The organism is Virgibacillus sp. M23, from assembly GCF_034190895.1.
In the GTDB taxonomy this organism is placed as follows: Bacteria; Bacillota; Bacilli; order Bacillales; family Amphibacillaceae; genus Virgibacillus; species Virgibacillus salarius.
Genome location: NZ_JAWDHA010000003.1, coordinates 117,852 through 140,368 on the forward strand (window position 1 = coordinate 117,852; position 22,517 = coordinate 140,368).

The 22,517-nt window shown below is 35.7% G+C and carries 20 protein-coding genes and 1 pseudogene; 11 read left to right on the forward strand and 10 right to left on the reverse strand.

Features of this window, described 5'->3' with window-relative positions:
* Positions 1–106: 106 nt before the first annotated feature.
* Positions 107–490 carry a YbaN family protein gene (locus RVS70_RS02160; RefSeq protein ID WP_205389267.1) on the forward strand — a complete coding sequence of 128 codons (384 nt, stop codon included), beginning with the start codon at positions 107–109 and terminating at the stop codon, positions 488–490.
* 135 nt (positions 491–625) lie between these two features.
* On the opposite strand, the pseudogene RVS70_RS02165 reads toward RVS70_RS02160, so the two are convergent.
* Positions 626–1,319, reverse strand: a pseudogene (locus RVS70_RS02165) (SDR family NAD(P)-dependent oxidoreductase).
* Positions 1,320–1,463: 144 nt separating this feature from the next.
* Between RVS70_RS02165 and RVS70_RS02170 the strand changes: the two are divergent.
* Positions 1,464–2,072, forward strand: a complete 609-nt coding sequence (locus RVS70_RS02170) for a hypothetical protein (protein WP_240455802.1) — start codon at positions 1,464–1,466, stop codon at positions 2,070–2,072.
* A 58-nt stretch (positions 2,073–2,130) separates the two neighbouring features.
* On the forward strand, positions 2,131–2,655 hold the full coding sequence (locus tag RVS70_RS02175) for an AraC family transcriptional regulator (protein WP_321132466.1): 525 nt from the start codon (positions 2,131–2,133) through the stop codon (positions 2,653–2,655).
* Between the two features lie 128 nt (positions 2,656–2,783).
* On the opposite strand, the gene RVS70_RS02180 is transcribed toward RVS70_RS02175, so the two are convergent.
* The gene (locus RVS70_RS02180) at positions 2,784–3,431 is read right to left on the reverse strand and encodes a class I SAM-dependent methyltransferase (RefSeq protein ID WP_121604113.1); all 648 of its coding nucleotides are present in this window, start codon (positions 3,429–3,431) and stop codon (positions 2,784–2,786) included.
* 203 nt (positions 3,432–3,634) lie between these two features.
* On the opposite strand from RVS70_RS02180, the gene RVS70_RS02185 reads away from it, so the two are divergent.
* Positions 3,635–4,120: a GNAT family N-acetyltransferase gene (locus RVS70_RS02185; protein ID WP_321132467.1), complete on the forward strand. Its 486-nt coding sequence runs from the start codon at positions 3,635–3,637 to the stop codon at positions 4,118–4,120.
* Positions 4,121–4,583: 463 nt separating this feature from the next.
* Here RVS70_RS02185 and RVS70_RS02190 read toward each other — a convergent pair whose 3' ends face one another.
* A complete protein-coding gene (locus RVS70_RS02190; RefSeq protein ID WP_162986324.1) occupies positions 4,584–4,778 on the reverse strand; it encodes a helix-turn-helix domain-containing protein in 195 nt (64 codons plus the stop codon).
* 234 nt (positions 4,779–5,012) lie between these two features.
* On the opposite strand from RVS70_RS02190, the gene RVS70_RS02195 reads away from it, so the two are divergent.
* A complete protein-coding gene (locus RVS70_RS02195; protein WP_121604110.1) occupies positions 5,013–6,791 on the forward strand; it encodes an LPXTG cell wall anchor domain-containing protein in 1,779 nt (592 codons plus the stop codon).
* Between the two features lie 500 nt (positions 6,792–7,291).
* Positions 7,292–7,957, forward strand: a complete 666-nt coding sequence (locus RVS70_RS02200; protein ID WP_121604109.1) for a class A sortase — start codon at positions 7,292–7,294, stop codon at positions 7,955–7,957.
* 111 nt (positions 7,958–8,068) lie between these two features.
* Here the strand turns inward: RVS70_RS02200 and RVS70_RS02205 are convergent, their stop codons facing one another.
* The gene (locus tag RVS70_RS02205; RefSeq protein WP_121604108.1) at positions 8,069–8,875 is read right to left on the reverse strand and encodes a zinc-dependent metalloprotease; all 807 of its coding nucleotides are present in this window, start codon (positions 8,873–8,875) and stop codon (positions 8,069–8,071) included.
* A 239-nt stretch (positions 8,876–9,114) separates the two neighbouring features.
* Here RVS70_RS02205 and RVS70_RS02210 point away from each other — a divergent pair, with 239 nt between their 5' ends.
* Positions 9,115–9,840 carry a GNAT family N-acetyltransferase gene (locus RVS70_RS02210; RefSeq protein WP_121604107.1) on the forward strand — a complete coding sequence of 242 codons (726 nt, stop codon included), beginning with the start codon at positions 9,115–9,117 and terminating at the stop codon, positions 9,838–9,840.
* 135 nt (positions 9,841–9,975) lie between these two features.
* On the opposite strand, the gene RVS70_RS02215 is transcribed toward RVS70_RS02210, so the two are convergent.
* The gene (locus RVS70_RS02215) at positions 9,976–10,866 is read right to left on the reverse strand and encodes a LysR family transcriptional regulator (RefSeq protein WP_026682323.1); all 891 of its coding nucleotides are present in this window, start codon (positions 10,864–10,866) and stop codon (positions 9,976–9,978) included.
* A gap of 119 nt (positions 10,867–10,985) precedes the next feature.
* On the opposite strand from RVS70_RS02215, the gene RVS70_RS02220 reads away from it, so the two are divergent.
* Together RVS70_RS02220 and RVS70_RS02225 are read left to right on the forward strand one after the other, a co-directional pair.
* The gene (locus RVS70_RS02220) at positions 10,986–12,005 is read left to right on the forward strand and encodes a YeiH family protein (RefSeq protein WP_121604106.1); all 1,020 of its coding nucleotides are present in this window, start codon (positions 10,986–10,988) and stop codon (positions 12,003–12,005) included.
* A 425-nt stretch (positions 12,006–12,430) separates the two neighbouring features.
* Positions 12,431–13,561, forward strand: a complete 1,131-nt coding sequence (locus tag RVS70_RS02225) for a response regulator (RefSeq protein WP_162986323.1) — start codon at positions 12,431–12,433, stop codon at positions 13,559–13,561.
* Positions 13,562–13,974: 413 nt separating this feature from the next.
* Here the strand turns inward: RVS70_RS02225 and RVS70_RS02230 are convergent, their stop codons facing one another.
* The 5 genes from RVS70_RS02230 to RVS70_RS02250 form a co-directional block, all read right to left on the reverse strand.
* Positions 13,975–17,043, reverse strand: a complete 3,069-nt coding sequence (locus tag RVS70_RS02230) for an ATP-binding protein (RefSeq protein WP_162986322.1) — start codon at positions 17,041–17,043, stop codon at positions 13,975–13,977.
* Positions 17,044–17,224: 181 nt separating this feature from the next.
* Positions 17,225–17,866, reverse strand: a complete 642-nt coding sequence (locus tag RVS70_RS02235; protein ID WP_226983636.1) for a LuxR C-terminal-related transcriptional regulator — start codon at positions 17,864–17,866, stop codon at positions 17,225–17,227.
* A gap of 621 nt (positions 17,867–18,487) precedes the next feature.
* Positions 18,488–18,814: an antibiotic biosynthesis monooxygenase family protein gene (locus RVS70_RS02240; protein ID WP_121604102.1), complete on the reverse strand. Its 327-nt coding sequence runs from the start codon at positions 18,812–18,814 to the stop codon at positions 18,488–18,490.
* Positions 18,815–19,640: 826 nt separating this feature from the next.
* Positions 19,641–19,988 carry a hypothetical protein gene (locus RVS70_RS02245; RefSeq protein ID WP_121604101.1) on the reverse strand — a complete coding sequence of 116 codons (348 nt, stop codon included), beginning with the start codon at positions 19,986–19,988 and terminating at the stop codon, positions 19,641–19,643.
* A 136-nt stretch (positions 19,989–20,124) separates the two neighbouring features.
* A complete protein-coding gene (locus tag RVS70_RS02250) occupies positions 20,125–20,697 on the reverse strand; it encodes a flavodoxin family protein (protein WP_226983574.1) in 573 nt (190 codons plus the stop codon).
* A 113-nt stretch (positions 20,698–20,810) separates the two neighbouring features.
* Between RVS70_RS02250 and RVS70_RS02255 the strand changes: the two genes are divergently transcribed.
* Positions 20,811–21,668, forward strand: a complete 858-nt coding sequence (locus tag RVS70_RS02255; RefSeq protein ID WP_026681989.1) for a LysR family transcriptional regulator — start codon at positions 20,811–20,813, stop codon at positions 21,666–21,668.
* A 379-nt stretch (positions 21,669–22,047) separates the two neighbouring features.
* Positions 22,048–22,347 (forward strand): phospholipase, encoded by a 300-nt coding sequence (locus tag RVS70_RS02260; RefSeq protein ID WP_308036004.1) that lies wholly within the window; start codon positions 22,048–22,050, stop codon positions 22,345–22,347.
* The last annotated feature ends 170 nt before the right edge of the window (positions 22,348–22,517 follow it).

Below are 22,517 nucleotides of genomic sequence, written 5' to 3' on the forward strand. Positions count from 1 at the left end.
TAGTTTAACTAGCCATTGGTAGAGGCTCCCCCTCTGATGGATGTTGAATGTTAAGTTACTAGGATAACTAGTTCATATCTACGAATAATTATAAGTTGGTGTAAACATGACAAAATTATTGCTTAATATATGTGGAACTTTTTCACTCGGATTAGGGGTGTTAGGCATTGTTGTTCCAATTCTTCCAACAACCCCATTCCTTTTACTATCTGCAGCATGCTACGCTAAAGGTTCACTGAAATTGTATCATTGGCTATTGGCGAACAGGCTTTTTGGACCTTATATCCAAAATTATCGTTCAGGTAAAGGTATACCATTAAAAGTGAAAATAGTAAGCATTTTGTTCTTGTGGCTATCTCTTTCCTATAGCATTATTTTTATTATTCCATTAATTAGTATTAAGTTCATATTGCTACTGGTAGGGTTGTTCTTTACTGGAGTTATACTTAAACAAAAAACATATAGAAGTAGACTACATGGATCTGTTTAAATAGTTATAGTTGCTGCAAGTTGTTTATTTAAGAAATTTTTAGTGTCTATTTACCATAAAAAAACACTCTCCTTTAGCGATTTAGTGTACAAGCTGTTTGCGTAAAGGAGAGAGTCGTAGGCCTTAAAGATAGGCTTATAATGTTAATCCACCATCGACAACAACAATGGAGCCAGTCATATAGCTTGCTTTATCAGATGCTAAGAAGGTAACCATTTCGGCAAGCTCATTTGGTTCAGCATAACGCCCCATTCTCATATTTGATATTTCCTCAGGAACGTAACCATCTTTTTCGAATTCCTTTATTAGCATATTCTAATGCAGCACCTATCGTTAGACCAATGACGGCATGCTTGCTAGCAGAATAAACAGCCACACTGTGCTCTGGACGAACACCAGCTGTAGAAGCAGTATTAATGATCGAGCCACTTCCCTGTTTTTCCATTACCTTTAATACATATTGTAATCCGAGAAATACACCTTTTACATTAACCGACATAATGCGATCATACTCTGCTTCTTCTACCTTTGTAAAAGGAGCAAACTTTTGGATAATCCCTGCATTATTAAAAAATATATCAATACGTCCGTATACTTCCATAGCCTGATTAACATAATTCTGTACATCTTCGTTTTTGGAAACATCTGCTTGGACGAAAATACCTTCTCCACCCTGTTCTTGTACAAGTTTTAAGGTTTCATTCCCTGTTTCTTGGTTAAAGTCAACTAGTACAACCTTTGCACCGTGATTAGCTAGCTTTAGACTACTTGCTCTACCAATACCACTGCCAGCACCAGTAATTACAGCAACTTTGTGTGCTAATTCCATCCTTATTTCCCTCTTTAATAGATCTTCAACTATTATTTTAGACGATGTATATCATCAAAGATTGTATTTACGTAAGAAAAATAGTATTTTTCTCTTATAAAGACTAAAAATATAAGCGCTTACGTATGAAATGAGGAAGTAATTATGAAATCTTTAAAAGAGCATGTGAAATATACGTGTCAGCTTATCTCGGAAGCCCACCAAATACCAGTGTATTATGTCAATGCAAACGGGGATCTTGAATACGAATTTACGAAAGCAGAACTACAAAAAAATCCATTTTATCGTCCAATAAAAGAACAATTAAGTATTTTCTGCGGTTCAGGTAACCTAGCGGATTCCCCTCTGTTTTTTTCCAATTCCTTCTTACATTTTTTTATGATCAAGGTTCATCAGGAGAATGTTTCTTTGGGAAAAATTATTGTTGGTCCTACCATAGAAACAGAAATGTCCGAAAAACAAATAACACAGATAATGGATCTTTTTAAAGGGTACGAAAATAAAAGAAACCTGATTGATTATTACAGAACTGTTGCTGTTATATCGAGGGAGCAATTATTAGTGATTAGCAAAGAAGTTTATTATATGATTTATCAAAAGCGATTAGAAAAAACATTGGTTAAACAACAAAATAGCATATTGGAACCAAAAGATATGCAAATAGAAAATGCAGATCTTGAGCTTTCGAAAGGTAGAAGGGATTTTATTTTTCATTCTAACTTTACTACGAGCGCGTATTATTGGAACATATAACTAATGGTCGCATTGACAAGCTAGCTGACGTCACCGATTACAAAGTGAGAAAAATTTAATGATAACAGCAATCGCACTTGTTTGCAGGGCTGCCATAAAGGGAGGACTAAATGAGGAAGCAGCTTTTACTTTAAGTGACTTCTATATCCAACAGCTTGAAGAATTAAGAAGCTTGCAAGAAATATTGAACTTAGTGAAAGAAGCTATATACGATTATACGAAACGCGTACACCAATTACATAAACAAAAACATTCTGCACCAATAACAGCTTGTCTGCACTATATTTATAACAATCTTTATAATGATATCTCGCTAGTGAATTTGTCTAGGCTTTGTCATTTAAGTTCAAATTACCTATCGTCAATGTTTAAAAAGGAAGTAGGGATGTCGATTCGTGCGTATATCCAGAAGCAGCGAATCGACGAAGCGAAAAAACTAATTATATTAACTAATTACGCCGTTTCTGACATAGCCAATTGGCTAAATTTTACAGACCAAAGTTATTTTGTTAAGGTTTTTAAAAAACATGGGATGACCCCTAAGCAATTTAAACATAATCATCCGGAAGGAGGGAGAAAATAGGGTGATATTTTATTAGTGCATAAGTCTTTGATCTGCCGCGAATCGATTTTATCGAGTTGGCAGCAGATCATTATTCACGAACAATCAATAATGGCATGTGTTCATGATGAGAACCTAATTTGAAACAGCTACACTTTCTTTAATACGGCTCTAAAGCAATTTAACTCCTGCCAAATTCTAGAAACAATCGCATCGTCAGGTTTAGATAAAGTATAGTGATCATAAAATGTTAGCCCGGTGATATCGATAATTTTAGTAAGTGTCTCGATGGAGATCGTCGGATAATCGAAGGTAAAGATCATTTGACCGTCGTCCTTTAATACGCGTTTAAGTTCTAAAAAGGATTTAATACTATCTTCTTGGCTTAGGTGCTCTAATACGGAGATGCAGAAGACCTTATCAAAAAGTTTATCCTCATAGGGAAGCTGGGTCAATGAACAGCATTGGATGTCTATATTTTGAAGAAAAGCATCTATCTCCTGTTGTTCCACGTTCCGCGGATAAGTTGACACTGCATCATGCAGGATGGCTTCTTTTGATAAAATGCGCTGGTCTATATCGCATGCATAGACGGATCGACATACGTTTGCCAAATAGAATTTTAATGGATGGGCAATCCCACATGCTGCATCTAGTACCGTATCTTTTTCATGAGCAAACTGTTTTACCCATTCATATTCATAAAATCTAGTTTCCCAAGTATTTGGCAGTGGGAAGATAAATTCGCGAGAGGAAGGATCAGTAATACGAAAAAATCGAGAGTGTGTATAATCCACTAGTCTAATTCTCCTTTATAACTTATGATCATTCGTTTCATCAGTATATGTAGGAGATAAAGAGATTGCTTTAGTAAAATGAAAAACAGGCTCTCGGAATTTCAAGGGGGGAGTGGTTGTATGAATATACATTTAAGAAGGAAAAACATGATTTTGTGAGAAAATACTAAGAAACACAATTACTTAAGAGAGGAGCAAAAACATTGGTGTCATTATCGCTAACACCTCAAGAAGAAAAGCAAATTCTTTATAATTTATATTCTCTCTATTTACATGATCTTTCTAGCTTTACAAATGATTTAGACATATCGGAAAATGGTTCATTTGCATATGATTCTTTTGATTTGATCTGGGAGACGGATGGCTTAGCACCATATTTCCTTAAAGACAGCGAAAAAATTGTTGGGTTCTTACTCCTATTAGAAAGGCCTTTTTTAAAGAAAGAATATGATTATAGTATTAATGATATTTTTATGTTAAGGAAGTTTAGAGGTAAAGGAATTACAATTTTGCTATTAAAGGAGCTGTTTAAGCAGAAAAGAGGGAAATACGTTGTAGCTGAATTAGCTAAGAATAAACCTGCTGTTTCATTTTGGAGAAAGGCTTATCAGAAGCTAAATATCAACTTTGAAGAAAAGAAGCAAGTGATTGATAATGAAATATGCTTCGTACAGACTTTTCGAGTTTAAGGAAGATTGTGATTGGAGTAATGTATAGTTATTATCCTATAGAATAGAAGGATTATGGAAGAAGATTTTATGCATAAGGATTCGTAGATTATGGTTATCTACGGAGAAGATGTAATTAACCATAGAATAATAGTTTTTAAGTTCTGGATGTTGTTTAGAAGAAATGGGAAACAAAAAATATATGCTTGCGATATATACTAATATAAATGGGTTATCAATACTGGTAACCTATTTATTTCTAATTCTAAAATTAGGGCAGCCAAAAAAACATTATTAAAATTGTAAAAGACGACATAATAGAGAAAATGCTATCTTTCCTAACAAAAACAAATAAACATAAAAACCAAATACTATTCCTCAGTAAATGTCCAATGGGTTCAAAGGCCATTAGGTTATACCCTTGTGGTATGAGCAATCAGTTGGGGATAAACAAAATCCCCTCTGATTGAAGTTTCACTTTATGTTATTGCTTTGTAAAGTAGTCAATGCCGACGCTGAAATATTCTGAAAGTAATTGTAATTTTTGGATACTAGGTATGCTATGGTTTGCTTCATAACGTTGAACTTGTCTGGTGCTAACGTTTAATACTTTAGCTAGATCCGTTTGTTTCAAATTGTTTTCTTCTCGGATGTTCTTCAATTTACTTCCAATATTCATAGATGTGTTCTCCTTTTTCGCATTGACGCGACATATAACGTCAGGTAAAATGTAAGCAATAAACGACATTATATGTCGTGTTGGGTTTGATTGTTTATATTTATCTATAAATATAGATGAGACAATCCAGACTTTCAATGAGTATGTTTAATTTTATTTCGGTAAGTGAGGTGGTAATTTTAAGTAATTATCTTAGATTGCAGCTAAAAATACACCTCAGGGGGATTGTAAAAATTGAATGTATTAAAATCAAGCAAATTTATTACAATTACAGTAATTCTCACATTAATTTTAAGCTTGCTTTATACCACTATTTTTTTAATCGATACTGCTAGTGCAAATGATTCTCCGAGATACAAAACGTTTTTTAGTTTAGACAGAGGTAATATTACATATGATGATGGCAGACCACCATCTATTGGCTATGTTGATCGAATAACAGAAAATAATCCACTTGGTGGTGCGATTCTGGGTACGCGCTTCAAAGTTGATGAAAATGGTGTTATTGTTTATTGCCTGAATTGGGATTTAGATTCTCCATTGTTAGAAAAGGATGGAGGAAACGAGTATAAGAAGACATCTGAACGTTTAACTAAAGAAGAATACACTGCTATGGTCTATGCATATGGCAACGACCAAGATATTACGAATGATTATACAATCAACGGGAAAAAGCTGACAGAAGATCAACGTTATTATGTTTCTCAAGTAGCGCTGTACATTGTCTCTCATGATATGAATAGTAAAAATATTACGATCGATTCTTTAATTAAACACACTCGTGGTGAGATAGATCATGAGATTTCTGAGGAATTATATAAAATTATTGAGAAACACGTGGATTATATTGAGAACAATTTACTTGATGTTCCAGCAGAAGAAGATTTACATATTAAACTTGAAGGGCAAGCAAACAAACTTGTACAGAATGGAACATATTTCGAATCAGATGTTTTACAGCTAAAAGTCAATAATCAAAATGCTAAAGTGGTTTTTACAAAGAAAAACCTTTACAACGCATATTTTGTTGATCTTGAAGGTAATACTGTAACGGATGATTATATATTAGATGGGAATGCGTTTAAGATTCGTTTGAACGCAAAGGATATTGAGGAAAAAGGGAAAATTGAACTAGCTTTTAAAGCTACTACAGATATTGAAAATGTCTATAAATATGAACCACGCTACCAAGATAGTGACAAGCGTGGACAGGGTGTAGATGGAGAAAAGCTACAACGAATAACATGGATGGAAACAGATACAAAGGAAGCTAATGTAAGTGTTTCTATCAATTATGACATTGTAAAGGGAGACCTTGTTATTCATAAAACGGATGTCGGGACAGGTGAATCACTTGAAGGAGCAACCTTTGAAATAAAGGATGAAAAAGGTAATATTGTCTCTACCATGACAACGAATAAACAAGGATTGGCAATAACAGAAGGTTTAACTTTCGGGAAATACACATACCAAGAGATAGAAGCGCCAGCTGGTTATGTGCTTGATGAAAATATATACGAGATTGCGGTCTTAGAAAACGGGGAAGTTACAGCTGAAATAACAAATGACATCATCCGTGGGAACTTTGAGCTAAACAAAGTAGATGAAAAGACTAATGAACCACTAGAAGGAGCAACGTTTGAAATTAAAGATGTAGAGGGGAATCATATTTCTACGGTAACAACGAATAAACAAGGATTAGCAATGGTGGAAGGCTTGCCTTTTGGGAAGTACACATATCAAGAAGTAGAAGCACCAGAGGGTTATGAAATTGACCAAACCGTTTACGAGTTTGCCATAGAAGAAACCGGCAAAACTGTAAACGTTACCATGAAGAACAATGCTAAGAAAGCAAGTACTAACGAACAGCAATCAAAAGAAGCTCCGAAAAAATTACCAAAAACAGGAGATAAAACGAACACGATAAATTATATGTTAGGTAGTCTTTTCCTAGCGGCAGCAGTTATACTCGCAAGGTTGGTACGTAAAAAAGAAAACAATGAATCAAATTAGGATATTCCAGCTGTATAAGAAGAGGGTTGGGGAGTAACTAAAACAGTCTAATGTAAAGCAAATAATGCATGATGCTATTTCGGGAATGTACGTAGACACTTTGAAATTGAAGAACGCTTTTTCTGCATGTGATGTATCGTTGCCGAAGCCTTCCTTGTCTTGCACGAGTATAGGCAACGACGAGACCTCATAGTGTCAGCACGAGAATGCTAACCCGCCCCCCAACGGAAAGCGAAGTAGCTTCGTTACACGAACCATCATTTATCCCACATATAACTGTCAGTAATCCCCCCACTTCAAGCAATATAGTGAAAGGGGGGGGGACTGCCAGTAAATGACCGATTGGTTCCAATTCCTTTAGGTCATACCCTTGTGGACCGAACAATCGGTGGGGGATAAACTAAACCACTACTGGTTGAAGTTGCACTTTATAGTTGTTTGCTCTTTGTTAGATTAAGATACGTTTGTCTCCGCCTTCTTTTAAGGAGTAGATCGAGCAAATGAAAAAGGTAACTGTTTTCATAATCATTTTATTTACTTTAATTGGTATAACTTTTTTTGTGTCTCCATATCTAAAAGAATACGTAATGAATAAGAAAATTAATAAAGTAGTTGCAGAAATTAAAAAATCTGATAGTGAAACGTTGAAGGATAATAGGGAGAAGAAGCAAAAGGAAGAAGTAATTATTGACTTCCCGTCTGAATATGATGTTTTAAAGAATATTAATTATACAGGGAACCCAGTTGCATATTTGTTCATTCCTTCTACCGAGTTAGAACTTCCCATTTTTAGTACAGTTAATAATAACAATCTTCTAATGGGAGCAGGCGAAATGAAGGAATATGATGATCTGGGAAAAGGTAATTATGCACTGGCAGGGCATCGAATGAAGGAAAAGGGCTTGTTATTTCATGATGTAGCTCGTTTGTCTATTCATGATGTAATATATGTAACCGATCTAGATAAAGTATATAAATATGTCATTAACCGTGTAAGAAAGGTCGATGAAAAAGATTACTTTATTATCGATGATAATGGAAAAGATGAAATTACACTGATCACTTGCGATATTCCGAGTAAACCAGAAAGTAGAGTTGTAGCTAGTGGAGATCTTGTTGAAGTGTTTGATTATGGAACTAAAGATTTAAAATCCGTTAGAAAATAAGACAAAGTAAGTGGGTTCAGCTCATGAAGAGGCTGCTCCATTATTGAGGTAGGGGAAGCATTTAGTAAGAAGAGGGCTGTCTTCTAGGACGGCCCTCTTTGAACTTGGTTATTATTGACCATACCATTGTTTGTTATTTTGAATTTGTGCATGGTGCTCTGGGTGCCAATAGTCGACGGAATATGCGTAATCATAGTTCATAATACAGCGTATTCCACTGCCCTGCGGGTCATGGCCTAGTCCATAGTTGTGGGAAAACTCATGCTGTGCAGCTTTTGAAGTGTTCGTTATTCCTTGATCTAAGTTAACACTATATGCTGTTCCTGGAGCTGAATTATATACGTATGCAATTCCTCCCGCATCAAAGTTTGCATCTTTAGTAAATCCAGTTACAAAATCATAAGGTTCGTTAGACCAGTCTCTTTGTAAATCCGCCAAAATTTGTTCGCTACTTCCACCTTGTGATGTCCAGCTTGCTACCGCTTGTACTTCAAAGTCAATTCCATGATCACGAATAAATGCATCATCTGTATTCTCTATAATTTGTTGGACACGATCTTGCCAATCGCTATAGGCTGCTCGGTACTCCTCATCGGCTACTGCAAGTACAGTTACTGTCTTTGTTGCCTGTGGTTGTAACTCTCCCCTCTCTTTATACTTGTTTGTAGAGGTAGTTTTCTTCGTTGTTTTGACCTTTTTCACATTACCGTTTTCATCTAATACGTTCACTTTAGTCGATTGTTCAATTTTGGCTGGCCCTTGTTCTGGTGCAAATTCTTTCGCTTTTGGTAGTGTTTCAATATAAGTAGATGTTGCTGCTGACTGATCATGGTGTTGATGCTGTTCAGCTAATCCTGTAGTGGGTATTGCCAAAAGTGTTAAGATAAGAATAAGTGCAATAGAAGAAATTCTTTTCATGTATATCCTCTCCCTTTTTGGTTGTTATTTTCTGATTTCGTGAAATATTCGTAATATCCTTCTAATTATTGTAAAAACAGGAATTATTACCTAAAAAATGGCTGTTTTTAGGTATAAGGACTAGAATAATAGTGGTAGTTTAATAGATAATTTTAGTAAATGAAACTAGTCTAGTAGTGCATATTGATTTACGTCATTATTACAATGATCGTGAAAAATTATATTGGGGAGATAAGCAGATGAATTTGTATAATACAATTAAAAATGAAAAAGAATATTGGCTTGTTGATCAAGTCAAACAGGAAGGTATATCCACAGAAGCTTATATGGAAATGTTTCAAAAGCTATTAGGAGAATGGCAGGAGGGAAACATTGGTTATATTTCCGTACTGATGGATGAAGTGCACGAGCAAGAATTAAAGCAGCTTGGCTTTACGAAAATCTCCACAATTGTCGAGTATACAAGAACGTTGGAGGACATTCCGATTTTAGATGGTGAGATACAAGCTTATTCGCTATCAGAGAGTAATATGAGTGATCAAGTTTTTGCTAGCCTTTATCAAGCTTGTCGGTCAGGCTCGGCGAATAAAAACAAACAGCAGACGATTGAACAGATCATGCAATCCTTACACCATGAATTGGGAGCTCATTGGCGTGATCACTGTTTTTATTTTACGTCTAATAATGAAAAACTTGGTATAGCTATTCCTCACATTGAGATGGGTACAGCTGATGAAGGGAGGATGTTTTACTTTGGTGTTGTACCAGAATGGAGGGGAAAAGGCTATGGTGCTAAACTACATCTTCATACTCTATCATTGTTAAAACTATTCCATGCTACGTATTATGTTGGTAGTACAGATGAAGCTAATACGAACATGATAGCAATCTTTAAACGAAATGGCTGTATGCTTAGAGATCGAAAAGGTATTTATCGATTGGAGAATAAAATAAATGCTGAGTAGCATCGCTTTTCAGCAAAGGCTGCTACCTGGATTTGTATGGTTGATTAATCGAAGCTTATGCAAAGTGGGTAGTAATGATAGTAGAACATGCACCATCAGTGAGGGATGATCGAAATTACCTCACTGATGGAAGGTTCACGTATACGGCCATTTTTGTTTTAATGCTTCGATAAATGCTTCCACGTTTTTTTTACTTTTCATGATTGGTGAATAAACGTAGGAGAATGTTCGATTGAAGGTTGTGTTGTTTAGTCGGAGAATAGCGAGTTGGTTCTGTTGAACATCTCGCTCTATTACGCTATGCGAAAGCAGCGATAGCCCCATTCCTTTGATAACACTTTCTTTAACCCCTTGATTACTACTTATTGTAAGTATCGATTTCGCTTTTACCCCATTTGAACGAATGACATGATTAAGGTATTCCCTTGTACCAGAGCCTTCTTCTCGGGTCACCCAGGCTTGATTATGCAGTTCCTTCATCGTAATGGTAGCTTTCTTTGCTAGTGGATGGTTGGTCGCAGCTAGAACATATAATTCATCCTGCATAAATGGATAAACAGAAAGCTCTTTATCATTCGTCTGCCCTTCAATTAAACCGATATCAACCTGGAATAGTCGTACTCGCTGGACAATTTCTTCTGTGTTGCCAATGACTACTTCGAGAGTAAGCTCAGGGTATTTATCTTGAAGCTCAACGAGTAAATCGGGAATGATATATTCTCCAATGGTGAAGCTGGCGCCAATTTTTAAATTGCCTTTAATAGTCTGGTGATGTTCCATGATATCCTGCTTTGTCTGTTCGTAGATTGTTAGAATTTGTTTAGCACGGTGGTATAGCACCTCTCCAGTGGGCGAAATTTGCATGGATTTAGGTGAACGTATGATTAATTCTGTACCGAACTCTTTCTCTAAATTTTTTATATGCAGGCTGACACTAGGTTGTGATATATGTAATTTCTCAGCTGTCTTCGTAAAATTCCTTTCCTCTACTAACGCGACATAGGTGCGCAATGCATCATAGTACAAGTTAAACTTCTCCCCTTATTATTAATATTACTAATAGTTATAATTATATATATGTATTTTACTAATAATAATACTTTCGGTAAAGTTTAAGTAGAAACCACTTAAAGGAAGTGTCGGTAATGGGGAAAGCAATTGGTAACCATCAGGCAGATAAGTATGCCTTTGTGAAAGGGGTAGGTATTACATTACTTATCGCTATTATTGCAAAGTATGTTGCTCAGCTACCATTCTTATCAATTATGGGACAGTTAGTTATCGCAATTATTATCGGAATGGTATGGAAAGCGACTATCGGTGTTCGGGAAAATTTACAGGCTGGGGTGACATTCTCGAATAAGAAATTATTGCGCTTTGGCATTATCTTATTAGGAATGCGGTTAAACTTAGCCGATATTTATAACGCGGGTATTGGCGTATTTCTAATTGCTGCTATATGTCTGGTAGTAACTTTATTTATTGTTTATGGGTTAACAAAATGGTTTGGTGTAGGCAAACGACTTGGAATCTTAACGGCATGTGGAACAGCTATTTGCGGTGCGGCTGCTGTTGTAGCTATCGCGCCACAAGTAAAAGCGAAGGATGATGAAACAGCAGTAGGTGCTGCCACTGTTGCTGTATTAGGAACGATTTTTACATTAATTTATACGGTTTTATATACAGCTTTACATTTATCACCAGCTGGTTACGGTGTATTCACTGGGGCAACACTGCATGAAGTAGCTCATGTGGTGGCAGCAGCTACGGCTGGAGGGAATGATGCCGTAGATTTAGCCGTTATTGTCAAATTAACACGGGTGGCATTACTAGTGCCAGTAGCTATCATCATTGGTTATCTCTTTCAGCGAGGTAGTGGGCAAACAGAAAGCAGGCTATCCATGTCTATCATTCCTTGGTTTATTATAGGATTTATTGCAATGAGCGGATTTAATACCCTTGGGATTGTATCCGAGGAGGTTGCAGGAGTAATTGTTAATATCGCTTACTTGCTTATTGCTATGGCAATGGCAGGTCTCGGTTTAAATGTCGATATAAAAACCTTCCGCAAATTAGGTATGAAATCATTTGCTGCGGGAATCATTGGTTCGGTTATTTTAGCTGTTTTAGGGTATACACTTGTAGTGTTATTCTCTATAAATTAAGCCAAATCGTTTTTTAATAATATAATGTGTGTAAATGTAATTATCATAGTTTTCGAATACCGATATAATATCGTTTGTCTAGCGATTTATATCGGTTATTTGAGTCTCTTAAAATTATCGTGAAGTGTTATTAAAAAAGTAGCAGTTACCATTTTTTATCCCCCTGTGGATATATTAAAACGCACCTGATTTCTATTATTAATGACCCTCATGGATTAAAGTATTATGTAGATATTTAGGATATAAATGGTTTTTTAGCAGTGAAAGGTATAAATGAGCTATTGCTTAAATACTATCTTTTTTATCTTGCTAAGTTGATTTGTAGGTATTAAGATTCATTTTCACACTTGGGTGACAGGAAATATTGACGGATGTTATTCGTTAGCGGAAGATATAAAAAAAGGGCTGAAAAAGGAGGTCTTTTTTTGAAAGCTATTCTCGTCGATGATGAACAGCTGGCATTAGATTTCCTAGAGCGGAAGCTTCATCAGATAGGTAATGTACAAATTATTGATAAATTCATTGATCCTCTTCAAGCAAAGAATTGCATTTTACGATCTCATGTCGATGTCGTCTTTTTAGATATTCATTTACCAGAGATAAATGGTTTGCAGCTAGCTGAGCAAATAATGGAAAGCAAGCCAAATATAACGATCGTTTTTGTAACCATCTATGATCAATATGCTGTACATGCTTTTGAAATTAACGCATTAGATTATGTTGTCAAACCTTTACAACTGGATCGATTACATAAAACTGTATCACGTATAAATGCACGTCTTGCTATGCCTCAACAGGAGTCTCCAGGCGAAAAGAGTAAGATTCAAGTAAATGTTTGTAGACAGCTAACAATTGTAAACGAAGCAGGTAAAGCTGAAACTTTAAGTTGGCGGACAGCCCGAGCACAAGAGCTATTTCTCTATTTATTGCAAAATAGAGAACAGCCTGTTCGGAAATCAGTCTTAATTGATCTATTTTGGAACGATTGTGATTTAGATAAAATATACCCCCTGTTGTATACGACGGTATATAATATGCGTAAAACGTTAAAAAGGTATAGCCACCATTTTTATATCCAGAGTACGAAAGAAGGGTATATTCTTCGTACAGAGGATGTAACAATTGATGTTGAGGAATGGGAAAGAAGGCTTAATTCAGCACAGCCGCTTATTTTGGAAGCGGTTGAAGAATATGAGGAGATTATGAATGTATACACAGGTGCCTATCTTCAGGAATATGATTATTGGTGGGCGGAGGCTGAACGACATCGACTTGAGCAAACTTGGCTTGATTTTTCGTTTCAATTAGCTGAACTTTATCAGAAAAAAGGAGATATAAAAAAAGCAATACATTGGTATACCAATATATGTAATCAACAGCCAGGTACGGAAGAAGCTTACGTAGCCTTAATGAAATTATATGCTATGGAGGGTAATCCTAAATTAGTTGACCAACAATTTGACCAGTTAAACAGGGATATGTTAGTTGAATTAAACATAACGCCAAGTCTTGAAACCATTCAATGGTACAATCATTGGAAGAAAGTTAGTAAGTAAATTTCTTGTATGCTATTGCTTAAAGGATTAATTATCGCTACTGATAGACGGATTACTGACAAAATGGTTGCGAGGTATTTAAACTTCTGTTCAGAACAATGTTGTATATAGTTATATAAGGATTAAATGAGCTTTATTAATCCTTCAGAATGATAAAAAATATTTGTTTTAATCTCTTCTTTACAGGCATTGGCGTTCTCTTCTAGTTGAGAAGAAAAAAATCGAATGATAGGGTGATATAGTGTAACGAATACGGCGCAAAAAACCTGATGTGATTGATCCAAATTACATCAGGTTTTTCTCATATATACAAGATAACCTAAAACCATTATACAGTCGTATTCTACAAATTAATAAAGTGATCGAAATGGTCTGATTATCGATCCAATTGACTAATAGGAGACAAATCTCATTTACGGCTGAGTTTTCGGTACGCAGAAGCTTACGGTGGTTCCTTTATCTGGAATGCTTGTAATGTCTAATCCTTGTCCATACGCTTTGATTAATCGATGATTCGTATTAGCTAATCCAACCCCACTAGTGCTAAGGTGGTTATTAAGAATCTTGTCAGCCTTCCATTTTTCCATACCTATACCATCATCTGCAATAGTTACTTTAAAAAAAGCATCATGATTTATAAGTTGTATGCGAACATTACCACCCTGAGTCCGTTTTAGTATGCCATGATGGATCGCATTCTCAACGAGTGTTTGAATAGCCATTGGTGGTATCATCAGGCTATTGTTCTCCTCAAGATCCCAATCTACATTTATTCTGTCGCCAAATCGTTCCTTCTCTATATATAAATAGGAGCGAATCAAATCAAGCTCATCTGCTAACGGAATAGTTGTCTCTGTGTTTTTTCCATCAAAGCTTCTTTGTAAGTAATTTCCGAATTCATTAAGCAGGTGGATCATTCTTTTCGTATCAATTTCACTTAATGATGCAATCGTATTTAACGTATTAAATAAGAAGTGCGGCTGTATTTGCGCTTGTAACCATGCAGCTTCTATCTGAAGATGTTTTTTAATAGATGTTCTTAGGTTCGTTAAAGCTCGAACACGTGACTTTAGCTCTAAGGATTCTGCCGGCTTTATTACATAATCGTTTGCACCTGAAAGAAAGGCAGTGTGTATATCTTCTGATTCGTTACGTGCAGTAAGTAGTAGAATGGGTAATTCTGAAATAGAATATTGTTTACGGATATGTCTGGTCAATTCGTATCCAGACATATTTGGCATCATAACATCGGAAATGATTAAATCCCACTCCCGTTGGTGAAGCAACGTTAATGCCTCCTTTCCAGAATTTGCTGTCGAAATATAAAACTCTGAACTAAGCATTTTCGTTAAGATTTGTAAATTAATCGGGTCGTCATCGACGAGAATAATTCTTTGTTTATTATCCCCTTCCTCCTCTAAGGGAGAGAATTCAGGTGTTTCTGACTTTAAGTCTCCCAATGGTTTTAACGTATCTGAAGGGGAATGAATGGTTGTAGCAACTTCTGATTCTCCTTTTTTATGATCAGTATTTTTAGCTATTGGTAATGTGAAAGAAAATATAGAACCTTTACCAGGCGTAGACTCGACATGGATTGATCCGCCGTGTAGCTCAATTAGCTGTTTGCATATGCTTAACCCAAGTCCAATTCCTCCAATACCTGAATTCGTATCTGTGTTTTCCTGTTCATACGGTAGAAAGATTTTTTGTAACGTACGATTATCCATTCCCCGTCCTGTATCTGTTATATGAATAATTGCCATGTGATTCTTTCTACTCGCAGTGACGGTAATTGTCCCTTCATCTGAATATTTAACCGCATTGTGAAGCAGATTAAATAATATTTGGATCAAACGATTTTCATCAGCAAATACGTAAGGGAACGATTCTGGTATAACAACCTTAAAAGTTATTGGTTTCCGTTGGGTCATAAATTGGAGCATATCTACCACACCATTTGTAATAGTTTGTACATGAACGCGCTGTTTTTGTAATTGTACGTTTGGTTCCTTCAAACGTGTTATATCAAGGATGTCATTCAATGTGTAGGACATGCGACGACCTATCATAACTAATAGTTGTAAGTGTTCCTTGTCTTTTATGGAAAAAGAGCCTGAAGTTAGTATCGTTTCCGCGATGTTGATGATACCATGAAGTGGATTCCGTAATTCATGAGCTGCATTTGCTAAAAACTCATCTTTTATCTTATCCACCCTTTTTAATTCTATGGCTTGACGTTCATTTTGCTTCGCAATATGCAAATGGAGTCGAAATAGATAACAAGCAAATAAAATCACTGCAATGATGATATCAAACGGATAATAGGTTAACTCCAGCCATTTTCCCTTTATTGCTCCCCACACCGTACTATTAACCATACTTATTACTGATAATAATAAGTAGATGGCATCTCTTTTCCCGTTACGTATCGACTTCCAAATTAAAACGATTGTATATATATAAGGAATATAGCTTAGTTTTAATGTGATTCGTCCAATATAAAAAGTATATGGAAAAGGGGATACTAAAAGCACAATTGACAAAACACAGAATAATATTAAAATCCAACGTGAGAGTAGTACTTGTTTTGAGTTGAAAAGTACTTGCTTAATAAATAGAAGAGCAAAAAGATTTATATAAATATAAGGTATATAATTAAGCTTTATCGACCATTCATAATTTATTGGCAACCAATGAAGTAATAGCTTACTATCATCTAATAAGGTTGCAAACATGGAAGAAATAAGAACTAGAGAAAAATAAACTAACTCTGTTTTTCTATTTCCAATTATATAAAGAATAAATGCATATACACAGTGTAAAAGTAAAATAATGAAGGTCATAACTTCCAGGTTTTTTAAGGAATTCGTTTCATGATTAATCGCTTGTGCCGTTCCAAATTTGATAGGTTTTATGATTCCACCAGAATGATAGTCATAGTTTGCTACATGTATGATAATTTCCATAGTATTTGCTTCTGTTTGAAAGAAAGTGGAAAAGGGGAGTGATTCAGGTTTGTATTGGTTTGGATATTTTGCTGGCTTCCCCGAGCCTCCAATGAGTTTACCACTGATGTAAATGTCGAAAGCTGATGCAATTCGTTGTATTTGCACACCATAGAGTTTTTCTTTACTTTTAGGGAGTAAAACCTGTAGACGATATGTGCCGTAACCATATGGGGATCGCTTGTCTACACTATTTTGCGACTTTTCAGGAACAGTAATAAAATGGTTAACCGCTTTAGCACGTTTGTCAAAAGAGCTAGGGGTTAGAAATTGATTTGGATAAAATTCCCATTCTCCATCAAGGGTAATCAAATGATAATTCGTAAACTTCCAATTTTGAAAATCTATTACCCCATCCTTGGCATGTGGATGGTCTGGTGTTTTATGATAAGTAATCCAGATAATTCGAATACTGTTTAGCGTTAGGAGTAATAGACTAATGATTAGAAAAATCTTTCTATTGGTTAACGGGTTCATGTTTTTCATCCTCTAAAAATCAATGAATACATAATTTGTAATCAATGATTATGGTGGTAGATTTCATTTATTATACCGTCAATTGTTAAATTGATAATATTGAACATTGTTTCAAAAATTTGAATATAGTTACATCTACGATATAGAAACGCTTGTCATTGTAGAGAGCAATATATTACAATCAATAACTCTTATTCATGACATTTTTTGAAAATTTAATGACTTTATTTCGTTTGTTGATCCCAATTTTTTTATATGCATGACTTACATAATCCCTTATAGTCTTTTCACTTAAATGTAGCGTAATGGCAATTTCTTTATTGTTATACTCTTTGTATAAAAGATAGAGAATATCTAGCTCACGTAACGTAACAACTATTCCTCGCTGCAGTAACCTAAATTTCATTCTCTGTTTATCTTGTAATTGAATTATTTGAATATGATTCAGGATGAGCTTAGGTATCTCCCCGGATAAAATATAATGACTATGGTAGACATTTCGTATACTATTAATAAAATTTCTACTATTAATATTGTTTAGTATAAAACCATTGACCCCTTCTTCTAGTCCTCTAAGTACTAAGTCTTGATGACAATCTTGCATCATATAGATAATCTTAATATGATTAACTATACGTTTTAAAGCAATCGTTGTTTGGATAACATTGATATTCTTCACTTTAGTATTGAATATAATAACATCTGGTTTTCGTTCTTTTGCTGTTTTAAATAGTTGATTCTTATTAAGCGTTGTTCCCAATAATTTCATATCCGCTTCTTTTTCTATAATTAGTCTTAGACCGTTACTAAAAAATTTCATCATAATCAACATACAATATCCTAATCATTTGCAACATCTCCAAAAAGTGAAATATCAAGATAGATAATTAATTATTTCTATAAACTAAACATAAGGTATGTTTCTAAACATATTCTCTACATCTATTTTTTTACGAACAGTTTAGAATCAATGGTGGCAAAGTACGGAGGCATTGATATGAAGTTTAGGCTAGTAACTAAGAAATTACTTTAAATAAGGGGTGTTTGATGATATTGGGAATCAGCTAAGCTACAATATATCAACAGAAATAATAGGGAAAGATGATACCGAATATAAGACTTTAAAATATGAAATTAATTATAGTTCGTTTTTTTATTAAAATAATTAATATAGCACCTGAAATATGCGAGACTCCTTGAAAAAGAAGAACGCTTTTTCTGCGTGCGATGTATTGCTGCCGAAGCCTTCCTTATCTAACGGGAACAGCACGGCCTGAGCTAACTTGGTAACGTGTTTTTCTTTACCAAGTTAGCTCAGGCCGTGCCCGCGGAAAGCGAGTATATTTTCATGGTGCGGCGATGATACTCCTATCGATAACATGATTATTCGTATTTTGAGTAATGAAGTTGTGTTTTGACCCAGCCACTTATAAAACTCGAGACCTTACATGTCAAAAACGCTTTCGCTTTCTACTTTGCAGATGCGTACAGCATATGTACGATACCATTCATCCCTGCCTTTCCTTTGAGCAGCTTGGTGAACAGCATGTTGCTTCCAATGATGAATTGCCTCTAGCGAATTCCAATAGGATATCGTAATACCAAGTCCTTTCTCGCGAACGCTCTCAACCCCTAGAAAACCTTCTTGCTTAGCGGCTAATTCTACCATTTTTTCAGCCATTTTATTATAACCGTTATCATTCTCCGTACGTTTTGATGTGAAAATAGCTGCGTAATATGGTGGTTTAGGTGTTTTGGCTATATCAGACATGGACATACCTCCCAGATAGTTAATTACCTTATTATATGTTTATACACGGTTGAATAATAGCATAATAACAAATTTATCCCGCATATAACTGGCAGTAAGAACGCACTTTCAGAAATAAAGTGAAACCATAAGGATAAGTATGGTTTAAACTGCCAGTAAATGTCCGATTGGTTCACCTACCAATCCGTGGGGATAACCCACCCACGGATTGAAGTTTTACTTTATCCCGCATATAACTGGCAGTAAGAACGCACTTTCAGAAATAAAGTGAAACCATAAGGATAAGTATGGTTTAAACTGCCAGTAAATGTCCGATTGGTTCACCTACCAATCCGTGGGGATAACCCACCCACGGATTGAAGTTTTACTTTATCCCGCATATAACTGGCAGTAAGAACGCACTTTCAGAAATAAAGTGAAATCATAAGGATAAGTATGGTTTAAACTGCCAGTAAATGTCCGATTGGTTCACCTACCAATCCGTGGGGATAAACCACCCACGGATTGAATTTTCATTTACTGTTTGTTCTATTTAAAAAAAGTTCATGCTTAACGGAGACGCACGCCTGTACAGACAAAAAATAACAAGAAAGTAAGTTAGTCTATGGGAAATGATGGTGGGGAATCATTAGTGTTCCGGTAAATACTTCCTTTTGGCGACAACTGATTAGCAGTATAACAACGTGATATCTTACCAAGGCTTTTTCACCTAGGAGTCTACGTGTTGTTCCTCTACTAACATGAGACTGGTAAAGCACAAGCCGAATGATTCAAATAATAATAGTTCGGCTTGTGCTTTACCTAAAATACGTTTGTCGTAGCATCTCTACCACCACCAATATGGGCGGTATGGACCAAACCTCCTTATTCCATAGAATGGAAAACCAAATAGACCGAATGGCCCGAAGAAGGGAAACAATCGCTGGTCATTAGCGTCATTTCGATTTGTATCTTGATCAGGAGTAGGAATTAATAAATATAATTGATTGTCATCGAAACTGTGTAAAATACCTATATAGGTACTTCCGTCATTTACTTCAATCTGAATATATTGATATAACTGTTGTTTACAAAAATCCTTCATATCTACCTGTTGTTTTACGTTCCAGTTGTTCTCATGCATTGGCTGATAGTCAGCGTGGCTACTTTCCATATGATAATGCGAATGGTTCATCCCATCGACCTCCTTATGTTCACCCATATGTTATTCATCTGTGACGAAAAATGTGCAATTGTTTACAAATGGATGTTTGTCATATTTGTTCTTTAGCAATAGAGGTGGCCAAGCAGAGAACCTGCTGTTTGTGGAATCAATTGATAACAGTAGTGGGTTTCAATTGTGTTTTAATTTCACTGTTCCACAGCTTCATTTTTTCAAGAGCGTAACCATCTGATAGAATATCATTTGGCTTATTTCCTTTACCAATGACATAGTCGACAAATTCCATATCCATATATTGAAAAATATAATTGAATTGCTGAATAAGAGGTAATGCCGCCGTTTTGGGGTCTGGTTTTTCACCTGTGACAATAACATAGGCTTTTTTTCCACGGAATGCTTCCCAAAAATCAATTCGCTTATCCTTCATGTATTGACTCCAGCGATCGAAGAATATTTTCATTTGACCAGACATTCCAAACCAATATACTGGCGTAACAAAGAAGTACGTATCATACTTCAAGAATTCAAAAAAGAGCGCTTCATAATCATCATCTACTGTTTCAAATCCATCTTTATCATGTCGTTGGTCGATGATCGGATTTAGCTGTTTATCTAGTAAGAACACACGCTTATGTTCGATGCCGTCTAAAGCTTTATCTGTAAGGTAAGCTGTATTGCCGTCTTTCCTTGAACTACCTAAAAGTGTCATGATTTTCATCATTTTTCCTCTCCTTTGTAATGATGCTATAAATAGCATATACTAATTACATAATTCAGTAAAATAGATATATTTGAACATTTAGTTCAATAAAATTGATATAAAGGAAGAGAAGTATGGAACTACGTCAGCTTATTACGTTTAAAACGATTGTCGATGTTGGTGGATTTAAGAAAGCTGCAGAGACATTAGGATATGCGCAATCATCGATTACAGCACATATAAAGGATTTGGAAAAGGAATTGGGACATCCACTATTTGATCGTATGGGAAAAAAGGTCGTTCTCACACAGGCTGGAAAAAACTTTCTACCTTACGCAACAGAGATTATTCAACTTTACTCCAAATCCAAGGCTGCGATTCATGCTAGTAGTGAGCCAGCTGGTCCATTAACAATTGGTGCAAGTGAGTCTCTCATGATTTATTGGCTTCCAACGTTGATTATGACATTTCGAAAAAAATTTCCTAAAGTTGAATTAACGCTAAAATCACTTCAATATGACAACTTGGAAGGACAGCTGAAACGAGGAGATATAGATGTCGCTGTTTTAGTGGAGGAGAATAATTGGTCTCATGATGAATTAATTATTCATAAAATAGCGGAGGATAAGCTATCTTTAGTACAGCCCACAGATCATTGCTCTTCATCAACTGCTGAAACAATGCTCGTAACGGAATATGCTTGTAGTTGGCGGCCAATAATTGATCAGCATATAAAAGCGATCGGCAACAGCTCGGTTACCAAAGTGGAGCTACCAAGTATTGAAGCAATTAAACAATGTGTACTATGCGGCCTTGGTAATACAATGCTCCCTTATTTCACTATAAAAGATAAACTACAGGAAGGTAAACTCGTAGAAATGCCATCCTGTAGCCCATCGAATACAATTGGGATATATACAGCTATCCATAAGAATAAATGGCTATCGCCTAATCTACAAGCATTTTTGGAGTTGATTAGGGAGCAATTTTAGATATTGTAGTAGTTTTATCCCGTACATAACTGGCAGTAAGCTCCCCACTTCAAACAATAAAGTGAAACCAATTGGTAAGTAGCTGGCACTGACTGCCGGTAAATGTCCGATTGGTTCAAAGATCTTTTAGGTCATGCCCTTATTTCCACTGCTTGAAGTTTTACTTTATATAGTGGACTTTTGAACAATATACGGATCGTTAACGTCTACGTAAGTGTCCATTGTAATCATGACAACGATGACAAGCAGAATCGAACACGAAGTTAATTTTTTGGAAGTGTAAATCCAAGTAGATATAAAACAAGAGGAGAAATGCATAGACAAATTTATAAACATTGGAATATAGTATTGTAGCGATATTGAGAGGGAGGTGTAAGCATTGAGGCAACCTAGACCAATGAAGCACCACCCAAGATTTTGTTTTCCGCGAGGGTATAGGTGGTGTGGTCCTGGCTGTAGCGGTCCTGGAGAGCCGATAAATGACGTTGATGCAGCCTGCAAAGCCCATGATGAATGCTATCAAAAATACGGAGATCCATGCAGATGTGATCGAGAATTTATGAAGCGTCTCCAATCTAAAATAGACCCAACGACAGAGAAAGGGAGACATGCTCGCACGTTATACAAATATATGCGACTACAAACGGCATTCACTTGTGGTTTTAAAAATCGCAGATAAGTACATGTTAAGCCATGAGATTCTAACTCATGGTTATTTTAATAAGTTAAGAAAGTATAAAATCAGTGCAATGACTGCGTTAAGCCAAGTAGTTATTTTGAAATGTTAGATGTATATTGGCAATGCTCCGACTAATTACTTCGCTTTCCGCGGGCACGGCCTCAACTAAC

Coding starts and splice junctions, on each gene's coding strand:
- RVS70_RS02220 (WP_121604106.1), top strand. CDS start 10,986: ATGGGGAAAGCAATTGGTAACCATCAGGCAGATAAGTATGCCTTTGTG.
- RVS70_RS02205 (WP_121604108.1), bottom strand. CDS start 8,875: ATGAAAAGAATTTCTTCTATTGCACTTATTCTTATCTTAACACTTTTG.
- RVS70_RS02190 (WP_162986324.1), bottom strand. CDS start 4,778: ATGAATATTGGAAGTAAATTGAAGAACATCCGAGAAGAAAACAATTTG.
- RVS70_RS02245 (WP_121604101.1), bottom strand. CDS start 19,988: ATGAACCATTCGCATTATCATATGGAAAGTAGCCACGCTGACTATCAG.
- RVS70_RS02170 (WP_240455802.1), top strand. CDS start 1,464: ATGAAATCTTTAAAAGAGCATGTGAAATATACGTGTCAGCTTATCTCG.
- RVS70_RS02160 (WP_205389267.1), top strand. CDS start 107: ATGACAAAATTATTGCTTAATATATGTGGAACTTTTTCACTCGGATTA.
- RVS70_RS02175 (WP_321132466.1), top strand. CDS start 2,131: ATGATAACAGCAATCGCACTTGTTTGCAGGGCTGCCATAAAGGGAGGA.
- RVS70_RS02255 (WP_026681989.1), top strand. CDS start 20,811: ATGGAACTACGTCAGCTTATTACGTTTAAAACGATTGTCGATGTTGGT.
- RVS70_RS02250 (WP_226983574.1), bottom strand. CDS start 20,697: ATGATGAAAATCATGACACTTTTAGGTAGTTCAAGGAAAGACGGCAAT.
- RVS70_RS02240 (WP_121604102.1), bottom strand. CDS start 18,814: ATGTCTGATATAGCCAAAACACCTAAACCACCATATTACGCAGCTATT.
- RVS70_RS02235 (WP_226983636.1), bottom strand. CDS start 17,866: ATGATGAAATTTTTTAGTAACGGTCTAAGACTAATTATAGAAAAAGAA.
- RVS70_RS02210 (WP_121604107.1), top strand. CDS start 9,115: ATGAATTTGTATAATACAATTAAAAATGAAAAAGAATATTGGCTTGTT.
- RVS70_RS02230 (WP_162986322.1), bottom strand. CDS start 17,043: ATGAACCCGTTAACCAATAGAAAGATTTTTCTAATCATTAGTCTATTA.
- RVS70_RS02200 (WP_121604109.1), top strand. CDS start 7,292: ATGAAAAAGGTAACTGTTTTCATAATCATTTTATTTACTTTAATTGGT.